This is a genomic window from Stenotrophomonas sp. 3diitr2024, assembly GCF_042136455.1.
Lineage (GTDB): Bacteria > Pseudomonadota > Gammaproteobacteria > Xanthomonadales > Xanthomonadaceae > Stenotrophomonas > Stenotrophomonas sepilia.
In genome coordinates this window covers 1-393 of record NZ_JBHHMJ010000458.1, presented here as the reverse complement: position 1 = coordinate 393, position 393 = coordinate 1, and the positions used below count along the sequence as shown (strand labels likewise).

1 pseudogene is annotated in these 393 nt (G+C 68.7%); it reads right to left on the bottom strand.

Going from position 1 to position 393, the window contains the following annotated elements:
- Window positions 1-128: 128 nt before the first annotated feature.
- Window positions 129-393 (bottom strand): annotated as a pseudogene (locus ABGA94_RS11585) (LysR substrate-binding domain-containing protein); the annotation flags it as partial.

Genomic DNA, 393 nt, shown 5'->3' with positions numbered 1-393 from the left:
CAAGCGCTGGCATCACTGGCTGCTGGCCAGCTACGTGGTGCTGCTGCCGCTGGCCACTGCCTTCTTCGGCCTGCAGCTGGGTTTCACTGCCGGTGCGCACCGCGCGCTGTTCAAGCAGCTCGATCATTTCCAGCCGCACCGCCGTTCTCGCCGGCCGACTGGATGCCCTGGGCGACGCTCGCCTGCAGGTTGGAATTACCGCGCGAGCCGGACAGCGCATCTGCGCGCTGGACGGTCTTCAGCAGTTCGCGGGTGTTGGCGTCGTCGAAGTGGCCGATGCGGATGGCCACGTCGACCGGGTCGCGGAACACGTCGGCCACTTCGTCGGACAGGCGCAGGTGCAGGCGCAGCTGGGGGTGCGCGGCGCGAAAAGCGCTCAGCCAGGGCAGCAGC